The sequence below is a fragment of the Halomicronema hongdechloris C2206 genome, assembly GCF_002075285.3.
Taxonomy (GTDB): domain Bacteria; phylum Cyanobacteriota; class Cyanobacteriia; order Phormidesmidales; family Phormidesmidaceae; genus Halomicronema_B; species Halomicronema_B hongdechloris.
Genome location: NZ_CP021983.2, coordinates 480467 through 495921, shown reverse-complemented (window position 1 = coordinate 495921; position 15455 = coordinate 480467). Strand labels below are relative to the sequence as shown.

General features: G+C 56.3%; 14 protein-coding genes and 1 pseudogene. 11 read left to right on the top strand and 4 right to left on the bottom strand.

The features are described from left to right. The first annotated feature begins 15 nt into the window (after positions 1–15). The 4 genes and pseudogenes from XM38_RS02370 (at position 16) to XM38_RS02355 (ending at position 4558) form a co-directional block, all read left to right on the top strand. Entirely contained in the window at positions 16–2220 is a 2205-nt protein-coding gene (locus tag XM38_RS02370) for a tetratricopeptide repeat protein (RefSeq protein WP_080811872.1), read from the top strand. A gap of 28 nt (positions 2221–2248) precedes the next feature. Continuing rightward, positions 2249–3052, top strand: a complete 804-nt coding sequence (locus XM38_RS02365; RefSeq protein WP_088428976.1) for a DUF4058 family protein — start codon at positions 2249–2251, stop codon at positions 3050–3052. A gap of 6 nt (positions 3053–3058) precedes the next feature. Further along, a pseudogene (locus XM38_RS28585) lies at positions 3059–3181 on the top strand (Uma2 family endonuclease); the annotation flags it as partial. Between the two features lie 81 nt (positions 3182–3262). Beyond that, complete coding sequence (locus XM38_RS02355) at positions 3263–4558, top strand: TRM11 family methyltransferase (protein ID WP_137454991.1); 1296 nt, start codon at positions 3263–3265, stop codon at positions 4556–4558. Here the strand turns inward: XM38_RS02355 and XM38_RS26720 are convergent. Continuing rightward, positions 4555–6660, bottom strand: a complete 2106-nt coding sequence (locus XM38_RS26720; protein WP_225889163.1) for an FAD-binding protein — start codon at positions 6658–6660, stop codon at positions 4555–4557. The two genes, XM38_RS02355 and XM38_RS26720, sit on opposite strands and share 4 nt — an antisense overlap. 18 nt (positions 6661–6678) lie before the next feature. Beyond that, complete coding sequence (locus tag XM38_RS02340) at positions 6679–7488, bottom strand: DUF4230 domain-containing protein (protein ID WP_088428969.1); 810 nt, start codon at positions 7486–7488, stop codon at positions 6679–6681. A 311-nt stretch (positions 7489–7799) separates the two neighbouring features. Here XM38_RS02340 and XM38_RS02335 point away from each other — a divergent pair, with 311 nt between their 5' ends. From XM38_RS02335 to XM38_RS02325, 4 genes are all read left to right on the top strand, one after another. Next, positions 7800–8435: a PEP-CTERM sorting domain-containing protein gene (locus XM38_RS02335; protein WP_080811879.1), complete on the top strand. Its 636-nt coding sequence runs from the start codon at positions 7800–7802 to the stop codon at positions 8433–8435. A 348-nt stretch (positions 8436–8783) separates the two neighbouring features. Then, positions 8784–9818 carry a class I SAM-dependent methyltransferase gene (locus XM38_RS02330; protein ID WP_088428967.1) on the top strand — a complete coding sequence of 345 codons (1035 nt, stop codon included), beginning with the start codon at positions 8784–8786 and terminating at the stop codon, positions 9816–9818. A 272-nt stretch (positions 9819–10090) separates the two neighbouring features. Then, positions 10091–10246 (top strand): hypothetical protein, encoded by a 156-nt coding sequence (locus XM38_RS25675; protein WP_187329240.1) that lies wholly within the window; start codon positions 10091–10093, stop codon positions 10244–10246. A gap of 395 nt (positions 10247–10641) precedes the next feature. Further along, on the top strand, positions 10642–10896 hold the full coding sequence (locus XM38_RS02325; protein ID WP_080811884.1) for a hypothetical protein: 255 nt from the start codon (positions 10642–10644) through the stop codon (positions 10894–10896). A 168-nt stretch (positions 10897–11064) separates the two neighbouring features. Here XM38_RS02325 and XM38_RS02320 read toward each other — a convergent pair whose 3' ends face one another. Then, positions 11065–11247 (bottom strand): hypothetical protein, encoded by a 183-nt coding sequence (locus XM38_RS02320; protein WP_080811885.1) that lies wholly within the window; start codon positions 11245–11247, stop codon positions 11065–11067. Positions 11248–11873: 626 nt separating this feature from the next. Here XM38_RS02320 and XM38_RS02315 point away from each other — a divergent pair. The 3 genes from XM38_RS02315 (at position 11874) to XM38_RS02305 (ending at position 14278) form a co-directional block, all read left to right on the top strand. Then, positions 11874–13013: a sodium-dependent bicarbonate transport family permease gene (locus tag XM38_RS02315; RefSeq protein WP_080811887.1), complete on the top strand. Its 1140-nt coding sequence runs from the start codon at positions 11874–11876 to the stop codon at positions 13011–13013. Between the two features lie 85 nt (positions 13014–13098). Next, a complete protein-coding gene (locus XM38_RS02310) occupies positions 13099–13431 on the top strand; it encodes a P-II family nitrogen regulator (protein ID WP_080811889.1) in 333 nt (110 codons plus the stop codon). A gap of 475 nt (positions 13432–13906) precedes the next feature. Continuing rightward, entirely contained in the window at positions 13907–14278 is a 372-nt protein-coding gene (locus XM38_RS02305; protein WP_080811890.1) for a DUF6671 family protein, read from the top strand. 150 nt (positions 14279–14428) lie between these two features. Here XM38_RS02305 and XM38_RS02300 read toward each other — a convergent pair whose 3' ends face one another. Beyond that, complete coding sequence (locus tag XM38_RS02300) at positions 14429–15163, bottom strand: TIGR04283 family arsenosugar biosynthesis glycosyltransferase (protein WP_080811892.1); 735 nt, start codon at positions 15161–15163, stop codon at positions 14429–14431. Between the last annotated feature and the right edge of the window lie 292 nt (positions 15164–15455).

The window sequence follows — 15455 nt, the reverse complement described above, 5'->3', positions numbered from 1 at the left end:
TTTCTCTCGTTCTCCATGCTCCCTCCCGCTCCCCTAGATCAGCTCGGCATCGACCCCGCCCGCATTGGCGCTGTGCGCCCCCACCACCGCCGCACCCATTATCAAGCCATCGTCAACTGGCTGACCAAGTATCAGCCCCCCGCAAATGCCACCAACCTAGAGCGGGTCAAAGGCTATCTCGAGGCGTTTTATCACCTCTGCGACATGGGCGAGTGGCAACGGGCCGCCAGCCTGATCTTCACCGAATTGAATACCCCTACCAAGGCTCGCCTACATTACCAACTGAAGCTATGGGGCTATACCTCTGAGCAAACGGGCCTCTATGCAGCCCTGATTGACCATGTCGATGCTAAGCGCAATGGCATGTTTCTCCAGTTTTTAGGAACCAGCTACTATGCCCAGGGCAACTATAGAGAGGCCAAGGCATGTCTGGAGCGTAGCCTTCGTATTTTTCAGGAAGTCGGCGACCCAGTTAATCGGGGGATGGTCCTGAGCCACTTGGGCGATGTTTACTATGCCTTGGGGAATTACCAAACCGCCATTGAGCATTACCAAGATTGGCTGACTATTACGCGACAGGTGGGATTGCGGATTGGCGAAGGCATTGCATTAGGCAGTCTCGGCAATATCCACGAGGCTCAGGGTAACTACCTACAGGCCCTCGACTACCATCATCAACACCTAGCCATTGCCCGCCAGGAAAAGGATGTAGAGATGGAAGGGGCGGCCCTGGGCAATTTAGGCAGTTGTTGCCAGGCATTGGGCCAGTATGAACAGGCCAGAGACTATCATCGCCGGCACCTGCACCTGGCCCAGACCATCGGCAATCGCTCCGGCGAGAGTAGTGCCCTAGGCGGCCTGGGCAGTGCCTGCTACACCCTGGGAGAGTATGAGTTAGCAACCCAGTATTTCGAGCGTCAGCGGCAAATCGCCCGGGACATTCACGATCCCCTCAGCGAAGGGAATGCCCTAGGAGGACTGGGTAATGTTTGCTTTGCCACCGGGCACTATGACCAGGCGCTCAAATTGCACCAGAGACACCTGGCGATGGCCCAACGCCTAGACCACCAGCAGAGTATGCTGCATGCCTTGGGGAACTTGGGCAATGTGTTGAGCGCTACTGGCCAATACCCTGACGCCATTGACTGCTATCGACAACAACTGACAACCGCCCAGGCCATTGGCGATCAGCTAGGCATTAGTCTTGCCTATGGCAACTTAGGCGTCGTAGCCTATGGGCTGGGCAACTATCAGGATGCCCTCGAGGCCTTGCATTGGCAGTTGGCCATCGTCCGGCAGATGGGCGATCGTTATCACGAAAGTCAGGCCCTCGGCAACCTGGGCAATGTTCACGGTGCCCTGGGCGACAACACCCAAGCGCTGCAATGCTTCCAGCAGGCCATGTCAATCGCCCAACAGCTGGGGGATCGTCAGGGAGAAGCCAATGCCCTCGGCTATTTGGGCAACATCTCTTATCGACTCGGGCACTTTCAGGCAGCCCTCGATTACCACCAACGGCATTGGGATTTGGCCACCGCCCTGGGCGATATGCCTGGCCAGGGACGGGCCTTAGAAGGGCTGGGCCATGCCCACCTGAAGTTGGGCCACAATGATTTGGCCTTAAGCTACTACTTTCAGACCCTTGACTTGGTCAGACAGGTGGGGGATGTCGCTGGGGAAGGAGCCGCCCTGGGCAACATCGGCAACGTCTACGATGAGATGCATGACTATGCTGGGGCCATCACCTACCACGAGCAGGATTTGGCAATTGCCCGTCGACTCGGCCAACAACAGGGGGAAGAGGCGGCCCTGGTGAATTTGGCCAATGCCCATAGCGAGTTGGGCCACCATCATCAGGCGGTCGAGCTATATCATCAGGCCCTGGCGATGGCGCGGCAGCTCGGCGATCGCTGGGGAGAGGGTCTGACCCTATCTAACCTTGGGGAAACCCTGATGAAGCTAGGGCAGCACCAAGCAGCCCTGGCTACTCTCCACGCCGCCCTTGAGATCACTCGGGAGCAGCAGGCACGATCCCCTGAGGCCTTGACCTATAGGCATCTGGGGATGCTATACCAGGCCATGGGCGACCCTGAAACCGCGGCGGATTACTTGGACCGGGCCATCGCCTTGGCGGCAGATTTGGAGTTACCTTCGGCAGCGGAATGCCGCCGACTGCGCTCAACCCTGAGGGTGGAGGAGAGGGTTACTTCGATACCATAAAAACAGCCCCCTCGCCTGAAGATATGTCATGGCATCGCCGTTTCCCGGCATGGATCCCTATCTTGAGACCCCAGAGCTGTGGTCGGCTGTTCACAGTCGGTTGATTGTGGCCATCGCCGATGAGTTAGTGGATCACCTGAGCCAAAAGTATCGGGTTGAGGTAGAGAAGCGGGTTTATTTCAGCAGCGAAGACGACAGCATACTGGTGGGTATTCCCGATGTAGCCGTAGCCACGGGGCGATCAGCAGCGGGCACCACAGAGGCAGCAACTTTGCCGCCGCCAATGCAGCCTGAACCTGTCACCGTGCCTCTAGCGGCAGAGGTCACCGAACGCTACCTAGAAATTCGAGAGGTGGCGACAGGCATGGTGGTGGCAGTAATCGAGCTGCTGTCGCCTAAAAACAAGCGGCCCGGGGAAGGGCGAATTGCCTACTTGCGCAAGCGAAATCAGGTGCTAGCCAGTGTCTCTCATCTGGTAGAAATCGACCTACTGCGAGGGGGACAGCCGCTGCCCATGTCAGGCCAGCACCCCAGCGATTATCACATTCTGATTTCCCGGGCCGACCGGCGACCAACGGCTGACCTCTATAGATTCGGCCTGCAACAGCCGATTCCATCGTTTCCGGTGCCACTGCTACCCGGAGAAAAAGAACCGATTTTAGCTCTGCAGCCATTACTGAATCGGGTCTATGAGAAGGGGCGATATCATCTGGCGATTGACTATGGGCAACCGCCAGTGCCGCCGTTATCTAAGCAAAATGAGCAGTGGATGGCAGAGTTGCTGGCCAATTATCAACTCGGAGCGACCCCTGGAAACGAGACGTATGATTGAGACATCAGCTATGGAGCGACAACCTGGCGAAAACAGGCTGAGCAGGCCGGTTTAGAACCCGATAACTGTTTTTACTTCCAGAACGAAGCCCTGGTGCGGGGTAAGCTGACCTTTGACCTCGATCAAGATCTGAGTATTTGGAGAGGAGACGATCAGTAGCCTGATGCTGGAGATTCAAGATAAGGTATCTGCTGTAGCATCGGCGAAGGCATGGACTCATCGGCTCCGACATCGACCTCACCCCAGCCGCAGGGATGGTCGAGTAAGGTGCTGAATCAGTTTGCGCTGGCGGATCGCCCGGTGCATGACTGGTATCGTTCCGTGTTGTCGTTTCCGCCCCATCTGGTCCGCCACTATTTGGACCGCTTTGCCGTGGGTCCCCGGCACCGGGTGCTGGATCCCTTCGTCGGTACCGGCACCACCCTGGTGGAGTGTAAGCGGCGGCGGGTGACCAGCGTCGGCATTGAGGCCAACCCCATGGCCCATTTTGCCTGTCGCACCAAGGTGAACTGGCAGCCCGATCCAACCGGGTTACTGGCCTATGCCCAGACCCTGGCCCAGCAGGTTGAGCGGGAGTTGCGCTGGTTCCCGGGGGATGGCTTGCGCCACACCCTGCCAGAGGCCAGTGAGCGGGTGCTGTTGAAAAATGCCATCAGCCCCCAGCCGTTGCACAAGATCCTGGTATTGCTGGTGGCCCTGGAGCAGGAGCCGGACTCTGGCTATTACGACCATGGGCGCTTGGCCCTGGTGAAGGCGGCCCTGGCGGCCAGTAACCTGCGGTTTGCCCCGGAGGCCAGTGTGGTGCGGCAACGGCAGGATGCGCCGGTGGTGGATCTGTGGCTACAGGGAATCGATGCGATCGCATCGGATCTACAGTCTGTCCGTGGCCCGCGCCAGGTGCCGGCTACTGTGCACCGGGGCGACGCCCGCCAGCTGCCTGCCCTACTGCCGCCCCAGTCCATCGACGCGGTGATCACCTCGCCTCCCTACCCCAACGAGAAAGACTACACCCGCACCACCCGGCTGGAGTCGGTGCTGCTGGGCTTCATCCGCGACCGAGGGGAGTTACGGCGGGTGAAGCAAACCCTGATCCGCTCCAATAGCCGCAGCATCTATAGCACTGACGATGACGACCGCTGGATCCAGGACTACCCGCAGATTCTGGCTCTGGCCCAGGAGATCGAGCGCAGCCGGGCCCAGCAGGGCAAGACCAGCGGCTTCTCCCGCCTCTATTCCCGGGTGGTCACCCTCTACTTCGGCGGCATGGCCCGCCATCTGGCGGAATTGCGACCCATCCTGCGACCGGGGGCCCAGCTGGCCTATGTGGTGGGCGATCAGGCCTCGTATCTGGGGGTGCTAATTCAGACCGGCCAGTTATTGGCCGACATCGCCGCCTGCCTGGGCTATGAGGTCACCGACATCGACCTGTTTCGCAGTCGTCGGGTGGCCTCTAAGAACCTGGCCCTGCGGGAAGAGGTGGTGGTGCTGCGCTGGCCCGGCCCCTAGAGGCCGCCGACAAACCGGCCCGGACTCAGCAATCGCGGCGGGTCGAATTGCTGCTTAATCTGCTCCATCACCGCCAGGGAATTGCCGCTATAGCCCCAGACCTGCAGCTGCTGTTTCAGGTCCAGGGGGGCTTGCAGCAGGGTGAGGTAGCCCTGGTGCGCCTGGCAATGCGATCGCATCGTCTCCAAGATGGCCTGACTGTCCTGGCCCACCCCCAAGGCCACCAGGCCAACGCCGCTGCCGGTGTGGATGCGACCTAAGCCCCCCAGCTCATCCACCTGCCGCAACAGGTCTACTGCCGCCACCGGCAGACAGCCCACCTTGGCTAAAATGCCGGCCCCCTCCCCCAGGATCTGAGTCATGGTAGCCCAGAGGTTGGCACCGGCTTCCCCCTCCAGGGTCTGGCCTGCTAGCCCATGATTCTGGCCCAGGGTCAGGGTTCGCTGCACCTGTTCCTCCACCCCGGCGGCCACTGTCTCGAACCGCGCCGCCAGGCCCAGGCTGGGCTCATGGCCCAGGGCCACCATCAGCGCCGGCGACAGCAGATCCAAGGCCACCGGCGTCAGGGGAGAGCGGCGCAGCTCGGCTAGGCTTTGCTTCACCGCAGCATCGTCGCCTGCCAGCAATACCGTGGCCACGGCCGGAGCCTGGGGATAGGTGCGAAAGGTGAGTTCCGCCAGCACCCCCAGGGTGCCGAAGGAGCCAGTCATCAGCTTCATCAAATCGTAGCCGGCCACATTCTTCACCACCCGGCCTCCAGCCTTGACGATCTGGCCGTCGTAGCGAACGAAGCGGACCCCAATCAACATGTCCCGCACGCCGCCATAGCGCTGGCGCAGCGCCCCCGTATCCGCTGTGGCCACGATGCCGCCCAGGGTAGCGTGCTGGGGATAGGTGGGGTCCACCGCCAGAAACTGCTGCTCCTGGCCCAGCTGGTCCTGCAACTCGGCCAGGGAGTGCCCAGCCGCCGCGGTTACGGTCAGATCACCGACGGCATGGTCCACCGCCTGCGGCAGGCGGGCGGTGCTGATGGCCACCTCGATGCCCGCAGCCAGGCCGCCCCAACTCAGCTTGCTGCCATGGCCGCAGGGCAACAGCCGCCAACCATGGTCATGGGCACAAGCCACCGCTGCCGTCAGGTCCTCTAGACTGTCGGGATAGACCACGCAGCTGGGGGGATCTTGGCTGGCCAGGGCCAGGGCCGTCTGCCAAGCCCCATCTAGTTCCGACCAGGGCACCACGGCGGCGCTGCCCAAGAGGGAGGTGTACTGATCCAGGGAGGTGACCATGGCAGGGCTGGGGCACTTACTCGATGTCGATGGCGGTGGGACCGCTACTGGCCTGGGACGTCGTTGCCCCCTCCGGGGCTGACGGTAATCGGCGTAGAGGCGATCGCGCCAGGCGAAGAAGGGTTGGTAGGCTGGGTCGTCGGCTAAGCCAGGAATGCCCTGATCGCAGAGCCCCTCGGGCAGGGCCACATAGCGGCTAGCCGGGAACTTGATGTACATCGATACCCCGGCCACGGCAAAATCGGCCAGGGTGGGCTGCTCTCCCAGCAGGTAGGGTTGTCCCTCCAGCAGCAGGCAGAGGGCCTCGAGGTCCTGGCGCAAAGCTTCATTGGCCAGCTTGATATCAGTCGGTCCCAGGCCGACGCCGGTGCCCAATACATTGAGAAAGTCCCCGGGGATGACACCGACCAGGTCTTTTACCGGACTAGGGGTAGTGTCGGGCAGCAGGGCCTTGCGGAAATTGGGATGCTGATTGAAGGCACCGATCAGGGCCTTGCGGCTATTGAGGCCAATAGAGTCATCTGCCCAGGCTTCCATCATCAGGCACAGCCCCCTACTCCGAGGCTCGGTGGGCAGGATGGGAGGGGTGGGATAGCGGGCATCTAAGAACCGTGCGATCGCAGTGGAATCGGAGACCACATCGCTGCCATCCTTAAGCACCGGCACCTGCCGCTGACCGGAGAGGCGATAGAGGTCTACCTGACCCAAACCAGGCGTCACCTCAGTGGTGCGATAGGGTAGTTGTTTATAGTCCAGAATCAGGCGAATCTTTTCGCAGTAATGGGAGACTTCAAACTGATACAGCTCTAGCATGGGTTTTCATTGGGGCACCTAGTTCACTGTATCGCTATTCGCCAGACCGGCACAGGTCAACTCATCCGGGGTTTGGGTGTCTACCTGCACCGACTCAAACGCCAAGGGGGAGAGCAGTTGACTCACCACCAACTGGGCCCGCTCATTGGCCGCCGTCAAGATGCCCTCACTACAGGCAGCTCGGGTAATCTTCTGCAAGGCTTGCCGCTGGGCCATCTCCTGCAGTTCCGGAGCATTGTCGGGGCCCAACCCCAAAAATCCCCGGTCGTAGTCATAGACTTCCGAGCGCTCTACATCTAGCTTGCTATCGAGGATCTGGGCTGGCGGCAGCTGAATCCGCACCGACTCCGGCCCGGTGGTGATCTGGCTAGGGTCGAGCCGGCTCAGGTCTACTCCGGCCCGGACTTCGCCGTAGGCAATGTAGAGCAGATTAGTCTTGCCGATGACATAGCCGGCTAAGGTGCGATCGCTCGTGGTGGGGACCACCGCCTCCATGGCAAAGATGGCCGTCGTCAGTTCACTGGCCCCCTGCAGCTTATGGATAATCACCGAACGCACATCCACTTCCGGCTCCGGTTGCGGGGCCGTCAGCATCAGCCGCAACCCTTCCAAGAAGCGGTCCCCGGAACGCCAAACCCCTACCCCGGCCAATAGAGCCATGACCACGGCAATGCCCACCAGGCTAGTGCCCACTCCCTGGACAAAGCGCACCGGCGCCAGTGGTGTGAACCCCCGAGATTTTTTCTGGGCTCGAGACGATGGCTTTTTCGCAGACGTCTGCTCGGACTGATCGGAAGAATCGGGTGGTTTAGGAGGCGCAGAACGCATAGACCCATGGCAGTGGTAATGCCGATAGCAAATCCCCTGTAACCCTAACAAATCCTAAGGAACCTGGCCGCGGAAATTGAGGGTTTTGCAAAACTGTTACACATCAACCAGCTCAGCCAGCAGCCGTCTCACTACTCAGCACCGGAACTCCACTTCTGGGCTCCCGTCTCTAGAGGTGGGCAGTGAATTATAACTACCATTTGCCCACCCTAGATTTAATCACTGGTTTCGGGGTGTTGATCGCCATTAGCTGTTCCTCTGCAGCTAATTCGTTTCGTGATGCTGCGTGTTTCATGTTTGAGGATTAGTTTATGTTGTCAACCCAACGAAGCGCTATTGCCGCACTGGCTGCAACCAGCGGCATTATGGCCCTGGCCATTGGTCCTGCAGACGCGGCCACCGTATCTGGTGGCGTGTCGCTGACCGGTGACGTCAATATCATCAGAAGCGATTCTGGCCAAGTCACCTTTGACTTTACCGGTAGTCCCAACGGCATCGTCACCGGCGGCACTGGAGACTTTAGTGGCCTCTCGTCCGCAGTAGTGAGCGATCTGACCTTTAACCCTGCAGGCAGTTCCCCCAGTGGGCCACTCTTTCGGGCCGATCCGCTGTCTACGTTTATCGACTTCGGCGCTCAAACGATTAACGGCGAGACTAACGGGCTCACCTTTGCCCTAACGTCTCCGGTGCAGGTGGTGGATCTCTTTGAATCGGGCCCCCTGACGGCCTTTTTCACCGATAAGCCTCTGCGGGGTCAGTTCATCTTTGGCGACACCACTACGGCGGCTGGCTTGCTCACTGCACAACAGGTGCCTGGGGCTGGATCTTACTCGATGTCGATTACGACAGAACCAGTGCCAGAACCCCTAACGATATTGGGGTCAACGTCGGCTTTAGCCATGGGTGCCCTGCTGAAGCGGCGGCAGGCTCGCCAAGCCAGCAGCTAGCTTGACCGTATTGTGCCTGAGGCCATACTGACGACATGGGGGGTGTCATCGGCACCCCTCTGCAGAGAGAAAGACAAATTGCCATCCCCATTGCCGGTTGGCGTTGGGATAGTTACGATTCAGGGCATAGGGGATCTTATCCAGCAGGTCTGACACTTAATACACTTAATACTTAATATATAAATATATAGTCAGACGGTGGCGGCGACTCTCCTTCGATAGGCCGCCGTTTAACATAGCGCTGCAACTGAGCACCCAGGCCGTTAGACTCCACTTGTTCACAAACATCTTCATCCTAGTGAGAGGGAGTTGATGAAAGTCAGATAGTTCTTCGCCAGGAGAACCAGAATGAAGAATCTAAAAAGATTATCTCAGTTTGCCTCAGATCTCATCACTTGTGGTTCGCTCTATGCGATTGCGAACTACAGAATTCATTCACCCATTCCTTTAGAAGCAGTAGAGAACTGGGATTTTTGGAGTAAGTCTAGATCATCTTGGTTTGAGTTCTTAGCCAGAGCTTATCCTCCAAACTCAAGACGAAAAGCATATCTGGATTACATGCTGAGGCGAGACCATGCTATTGGCATTGAAACCCATTACGACATATCCAACGAATTCTACGCCTTATTTCTCGATGCTAAGTACAAATTTTATTCCTGTGCTGAATTTCTAAGCGATGAAGAAACCTTGGAAAAAGCCCAAGAGAATAAAGCCAAATATCTACTCTCTCTTCTGAATTTGAGTGGTCACGAGAAGATCTTGGATCTGGGATGTGGCTGGGGTGCAATGATGAGATTTCTTCAAGATGCGGGACATTGCGGTGAGTTAACTGGGTTCACATTATCAAGGAAACAGCTAACCTACAATCAAAAACTAGGGCTTAATGTTTCCCTCACTAACTTTATTACTGCTGTTTGGGAGCATGAACCTTACGATCGCATTCTCTCGATAGGAGCCCTGGAACATGTGAGACCTAAGGAGTTAAAAGGTTTATATCAGAAAATGTACGACGCTCTCGCGCCAGGAGGGCTGGCAGTGCATCAGTTCTTTTCCTTTGAGCGTGAACCCTATCCAGCTTTAGCGATACTTATGCAATTGTTTTTTCCTGGTTCTCTCTTGGTGATACATCGAGATCATATTGAGGCTGCAGAAAGTGTTGGTTTTAGGATTACTCATGACTCAATTCACGACTACAAGCCAACTTTAAGAGCGTGGTATGAACGATTGATTGAAAATCAGAAGAAAGCTCTAAAGTTAGTTGGTCTTGAGGTCTATAATCGCTACATGACTTTTTTCCCTGTCGCCTGGTTATTTTTCGATCATAAAGAGGCGGAACTACATAGAATAGTGATGGAGAAATCTTCTGGCCCTGTAGCTTTGTAGGTTCGCTTGAGGCACGAAACCTAGCAATTATAAGCCTTTGCGTAACTAGCATGGCCTTGCAGCAGATGTGAAGGGGAAGCATCGAGCTTACTCTTAAAAATGGCCTTCACACCGCTGAACTTCACCGTTAGACCACCAGGTCTCCTGGCGCTATGACCACCATTCAACATCAGATTGCAGGGGGCACTAGGGACTAGGGCTCTGCCATTTGCAGTAACGTCCACTGGTAGAGTAATCAAACTTCGATTCACCATCCAACGGCGGAGCAGCTCTTGAATATCACCACCGTCACCGCAGATGTTTTAGTGGTCGGCGGCGGCACGGGAGGCACCGCCGTGGCGATTCAAGCCGCCCAACGCGGGGCGATTCCTCCCATATGGGAACTAATGCGTGGCAATCGACGGGCTGGTCATGCAGAATTCACGTGAAAATGACTCGAAAAAACTAAACATCAGCTGGAGTAGAATCAGCCAGTGGCTGATTCCTCCGCAATCGCCGAATCAGTGAGGGCTCATAGGAATCAGGTGCGGTATAGCCGAGCAGGCTCAAAGCATAAGTTTTAATTATAAAAATATTCGACAAGTTTGAGCCATTATTTTGTAGAAAATGCTGCTTGTCAGCCAGGCATTGTATAAACTTAAAGATATGGTGTTTTCTTAAAACATAGACTTAGATCTATGAGTTTAGCGAAAGCAACTCAAAGACACAATCACTGTTCTGAAGCCGCTACACACATCACGCAGATGGATTTTCGGCAGGTGTTCTGTTCGATACAGGCAAGCGGTCTGTAAGCGATACACACAACCAGCATGGAGCGAAAACCATGAATAAGTTTGAATCGAGGCAGTCACAGCCAAAGTTGGATACGGATGAGGGGTGGGTCGTGCAGGTGTATGGCAGTAATCGTCGCTTGCTCTGTGTTTTAGAACCCTCCCACGGTTGGATTTTCTTGATCGGTTGCGGTGTTGGTTTACTGTTTTCAGTAATTTGGATTAATGTCGCTCGCTACAGTCCTCCCTTAGAGCCGACCCCACCAACAGAGTCACCCGTAAGGTCACCCGCATTGCAAGTGGATTGATTACGACCCATCATAGAGACGGGTTGGCTAAGGCAACATCTGCACAGGTTTCGGATGGGTCGATGGAATCGGTCGGCCAGAAGAGACAGACGCTCTCTGGTTGCACAAGGCAGGTACGATCGCAGCTTCTCAGGGCCCCACAGATCCAACCAGGTCAGCTGGGCCAATCTAGTCAAGGCAGTCGTTTCTGCGACCGGGGGGTTGTAAAGGTCTAGGAAACGGGGTGACATCTTCAATCTGGTTCATGCTTAGCGACAGCCAGGTGACCTGAGTAAAGCTAGCCAGTGGTCGTAAGTCCTGCAACTCTAATCGCTCTAGCACCAGAGTGTCTTCTTGACTGATGAGGGTCATCCGCCTCAGCGTAATCTTGGATGCCGGCGATGGTTAAGCGTTGATAAACCATATGTTGAGTGGCAGGCAGCAGGTCAGATCGTTCTTCGCACCACCCGGTAAAGCGCTTAGTTGATATTTCGTTAATGGGTGTTTGCTGGACGGATAAGCCCAACACTCCGAGTGCAATCACGACAAGGACGGCGCAAACCAGTAAAAAGGGGGAATGACAGTCATTTGACTCTTTGGTAAAGGGCATGTGGCATTGAGAAAACTCTGCGATCGCAATTCACATTAACCAAAGGCAGAGATCGCTAAGCAGGAAAAAGAAAAACTTATGAGTTGAATTTGACATTGCGTTGCAAATCCATGTTATTGGGCGCAAAAATCTGCAGCATTTCAGGATAGACTTAAGCATATAAAGAGCTTAATATCGATAGACTTAAGTCTATGAAAGGCGGAGCGGAACAGCGACGCCTTTCAACCTCGTTCGGAGAGCGGCCATCTCTGAGCACCCCGTCGACAGGTTCTCGCATAACACCTGTGCTGTGGGGATGAAGCGCTTCATCCCTGTTTTTTAAGCTTTTCAAAGCTCACTTGTCACAATAGTCACTACTTCTCGTCAGAGGAGACGGAAGGAGGTTTTCGTGGATTTTTTAGCCGATTTCTTGACGCGCTTTGTGGATAAGCTGCAGTCCCCGACACTTGGTTTTTTAATTGGGGGCATGGTCATTGCCGCCCTCAATAGCCGACTGGCAATTCCAGATGCGGTCTATAAGTTCATCGTCTTCATGCTGCTCCTTAAAGTCGGCCTGAGCGGCGGTATTGCCATCCGCAATGCCAATCTGGCGGAGATGCTCTTGCCCGCGGTGTTTGCGGCGGTAATCGGTATTCTGGTTGTGTTCATCGCTCGCAACACGCTGGCCCGGCTGCCGGGTGTCAAACCCCTAGATGCCATTGCGACCGGGGGCTTGTTCGGTGCCGTGAGTGGCTCCACCCTCGCCGCCGGCATCACGATGCTGGAATCAGAAGGCATGCAATACGAGGCCTGGGCCGGTGCCCTCTATCCCTTTATGGATATTCCGGCGCTGGTGACGGCGATCGTCTTGGCCAGCATTTATGCCGGCAAGCAGAAGCGCGACAAGTATCTCAAGAATGAGGATTATCTCAGGAAGGGAGAATATAGCGGCATGCAGCCGGTTGCCGCAGGCGGATATTCTAGCGAGCCGGGCGGTATCGCAGGCGGGTCTGCTAGCCAGTCGGGCGGTCCTGCAAACAATCGGGTCAAGATCTGGCCCATCGTCAAGGACAGCCTTCAGGGATCGGCCCTATCGGCACTAATCCTTGGTCTCGCTCTAGGCATCTTCACCCGTCCAGAAAGTGTCTATGAAAGCTTCTACAATCCCCTCTTCCGCGGCCTACTGTCGATTCTGATGTTGGTCATGGGTATGGAAGCCTGGGCCAGGATCGGCGAGCTGCGCAAGGTGGCCCAGTGGTACGCCGTATATGCCTTTGTGGCACCACTGCTGCATGGACTCATTGGCTTCGGTCTCGGCTATATTGCCCACATCGCCACAGGATTCAGCCCCGGCGGCGGCGTTATCCTGGCTGTCATCGCCGCCTCCAGTTCCGATATCTCCGGGCCGCCTACTTTACGCGGTGGTATTCCCAAGGCCAATCCTTCCGCCTACATCGGCGCATCCACAGCCGTCGGCACACCAGTTGCCCTTGCCGTAGGCATCCCGCTCTATATCGGGCTTGCCCAGGCACTGATGGGCGGTGGCTAATCCCAGACGGTGCGCAGTCTATCGGTGCGCCCCTAGCCTAACAACCCAGTAGTTCAATGAATACATGCTTAAGGAGGTAACCAATATGGCCAAGCCAGCCAAAAAGCTCGTTATCATCACGGAAAAGTTGTTGCTGAAAAAGATCGCCCAGATCATCGACGAAGCCGGGGCGACCGGCTATACGGTGCTAGAAACTGGCGGTAAAGGTAGTCGCAACGTGCGCTCGTCGGGACAACCCAGCGTTTCCGACACCCAGTCGAATATCAAGTTCGAGGTACTCACCGAAAATCGGGATATGGCCCTGAAGATTTCGGATCGCATCGCAGCAGAGTTTTTCGAGGATTATTCGGGCATCGCCTATATCTGTGATGCGGAGGTGCTGTACGCGCACAAGTTCTGTGGGCCAGACGGCTGTTGAATCGAGGCAACGCCGGCCCAAAAAGCCGGGGCATGACCCCGGCTTTTTAGTAGCCGTGTAAAGAACTGCTAGCCTCAGCAGATCACAAAGACCTCGGGAAAAGGGATTGGTTCAGAGGATATTTGAAAAGGACCCTGCAACCTTGCTCCAGACTAGATTCTGGTCAACAGAACCATGCGCTCTCAAACGCTTGCCTGTCAGGGCTTTCAGCCGAGTTTCCAAATGTCTTCTCAAGGCGAAGTTCAAACAATTGCGCCGGTGATCGGCATTTTCCTAAGCAATATCCAGTGGTTCTACTGCTTTCTCCATAGCGGTTTTGACCGGAGGTGATGGATATTCCCTTTGAGCGGTCAAGGAATTAGGCTCAAATTATGGCAACCCCGGAGTATTACACCCTGCACAATTATGCCCTTGACTTCCTGTACAATCGCTTTCCCACGCCGAGGAAAGCTAGTGCAAGAGTTTTCTAGGTCGGGTGGCGGTGATCGCCACCATGCATCGCAAAGAACAGGTCATTGCCCCCCGCCTGGAAACCGCCCCTGGGGTCAAGCCCCTGATGCCTGCTGGTTTCAACACGGACACCCTAGGCACTTTCACCCGCGACGTTCCCCGCTCAGCCGATCAAATCACCACGGCTCGCCTCAAAGCTGAGGCGGCATTGGATCTAACCGGCGAAACCTTGGCGATCGCCAGCGAGGGCAGCTTTGGCTCCCATCCTCAGATACCTTTTGTGCCTTGCGATCGCAAGCTGGTGTTGCTGCTAGATTTAGAGCCCCAGCTAGAAATTGTCGGTCAGGCGATCAGCACCGACACCGATTTTCGCTCACAAATCCATTCGCTCGATTGACGATGCGTTCGCCTTTGCTGAGGCGAAGTGACCCCCGATTTTGGGACACAAGGCTAATTCCATTGTGGACTACATCAAGCTGCACTACACCGGCAGACGGCCACCCTCCATGGCCAAAGTTGCCTACCTGCCCTATAGCTGGCAGCTGAATCAGCGCACGTCTGCGTAGAACTGTTTTAGAGCGGCCGCAGGCATCCCAATCCCCCACAAAAACCCAATCGCCAGGTAAATGAAATTGGCCTTGATGGGTCCCCACTGGACCACCCGGCGATCGGATGACTGCACAACCCGGTTCACCTGTCGGATGCGGCCCCGACGACACAGCTTTAAGCACAGATCAGCCTCTTCCATGATGGGCAGGGTCGTCTCAAAGCCGCCACAGGCCCAAAAATCAGTTTTTCGGCAAAACATCACTTGGTCGCCAAACAGCAGCCGCAGCCCCTTGAGACAATAGAGATGAGGCCGAAATAGCAGCGGCGCGTAGTGGGTTTTGAGGCTGTTGTGCAGCGTGATGCCCCAGCGCGTCGTCTGGGCGCCGGCCATCACCGAAATAAAGCCGCCGCAGGCAGTTTGAGGATTTGCCAGCGTCGTCTCGATCACTGCGATCGCATCATCGGGTAGCAGGGTATCACCGTGCAGAAAGCAGAGGATGTCGCCACTGGCCCATTCTGCCCCGGCATTCATCTGGGCAGCCCGCCCCCGTTGGACAGATTGGATAACCGTTGCGCCACCGGCTCGGGCAATGGCTGCCGTGTCGTCGCTGCTGCCGCCGTCCACCACCAGAACTTCTGCACAGGCAGGCTCTAAAATCCGCAAATACCTCAAAGTGCGGCCCAGACAGCTGGCCTCGTTCAAGACAGGTATGATGATGGAGACGTTCGCCACGGGAGCTATGCAGCACCACAACCTCGCATTCTATAACCACCGCCACAATGCTTTGTGTGGTGACGAGCCAGTCAGCCCCCTTAGACTGGGCTATTGGACGATCACCCATGTCCTGAGCTGACTGGTCAGCGCTATGTGGCCAACAGACAGCCTACTGGTAGGGCGAGGCCGCAACTATCTTGCCGCTGAGTCGACCGCAGTGCCCACAGGTTTGCATATTTCGATCAGGCGCTTCAAGTGCTTTCCGACTGGGCCAGACCGCAGGTGCTCGAGATGGATAACCTCACCAGTC

Coding starts and splice junctions, on each gene's coding strand:
- XM38_RS26720 (WP_225889163.1), bottom strand. CDS start 6,660: ATGCTAGAGCTGTATCAGTTTGAAGTCTCCCATTACTGCGAAAAGATT.
- XM38_RS02370 (WP_080811872.1), top strand. CDS start 16: ATGCTCCCTCCCGCTCCCCTAGATCAGCTCGGCATCGACCCCGCCCGC.
- XM38_RS02355 (WP_137454991.1), top strand. CDS start 3,263: ATGGACTCATCGGCTCCGACATCGACCTCACCCCAGCCGCAGGGATGG.
- XM38_RS02365 (WP_088428976.1), top strand. CDS start 2,249: ATGGCATCGCCGTTTCCCGGCATGGATCCCTATCTTGAGACCCCAGAG.
- XM38_RS02330 (WP_088428967.1), top strand. CDS start 8,784: ATGAAGAATCTAAAAAGATTATCTCAGTTTGCCTCAGATCTCATCACT.
- XM38_RS02310 (WP_080811889.1), top strand. CDS start 13,099: ATGGCCAAGCCAGCCAAAAAGCTCGTTATCATCACGGAAAAGTTGTTG.
- XM38_RS02335 (WP_080811879.1), top strand. CDS start 7,800: ATGTTGTCAACCCAACGAAGCGCTATTGCCGCACTGGCTGCAACCAGC.
- XM38_RS02325 (WP_080811884.1), top strand. CDS start 10,642: ATGAATAAGTTTGAATCGAGGCAGTCACAGCCAAAGTTGGATACGGAT.
- XM38_RS02320 (WP_080811885.1), bottom strand. CDS start 11,247: ATGACCCTCATCAGTCAAGAAGACACTCTGGTGCTAGAGCGATTAGAG.
- XM38_RS02340 (WP_088428969.1), bottom strand. CDS start 7,488: ATGCGTTCTGCGCCTCCTAAACCACCCGATTCTTCCGATCAGTCCGAG.